General features: G+C 43.9%; 1 protein-coding gene. It reads right to left on the bottom strand.

The annotated features are described in order from the left end of the window. Window positions 1–519: preprotein translocase subunit SecY (locus GMA8713_RS26455; RefSeq protein WP_269747476.1), on the bottom strand; the 519-nt coding region annotated here is incomplete at both ends.

Consider the following 519-nt stretch of genomic DNA (forward strand, 5'->3'; position numbering starts at 1 on the left):
TCCATAATTACTACCACTACGATAAGTAGTGAAGTACCGCCGAAGTATAAACGAACGTTCCATGCGACCATCATGAACTCGGGAATCAGACAGATAAAGGTAATGTATAGAGCACCGGCTAAGGTTAATCTTGTCATTACTTTATCGATGTATCTCGCTGTCTGCTCACCTGGGCGGATGCCGGGTACGAACGCACCGGACTTCTTCAAGTTATCCGCTGTTTCACGAGGGTTAAAAACCAACGCTGTGTAAAAGAAACAGAATAAAATAATCGCCGCTGCATAAAGCATAACGTACAGAGGTTGACCTGGGCTAAGAGCCAAAGACACATCAGTTAACCAACCGAATGTGCTGCTCTCACCATTTTGGCCAAACCACTGGGCTAATGTTCCTGGGAACAAAATAATGCTCGATGCAAAAATTGCAGGTATTACACCCGCCATATTAATTTTCAATGGCAAGTGAGTACTTTGCGCTGCAAATACTTTACGACCTTGTTGACGCTTTGCATAGTTAACG

Origin of the sequence: Grimontia marina (assembly GCF_900060185.1) — a bacterium.
Classification (GTDB): Bacteria; Pseudomonadota; Gammaproteobacteria; order Enterobacterales; family Vibrionaceae; genus Enterovibrio; species Enterovibrio marinus.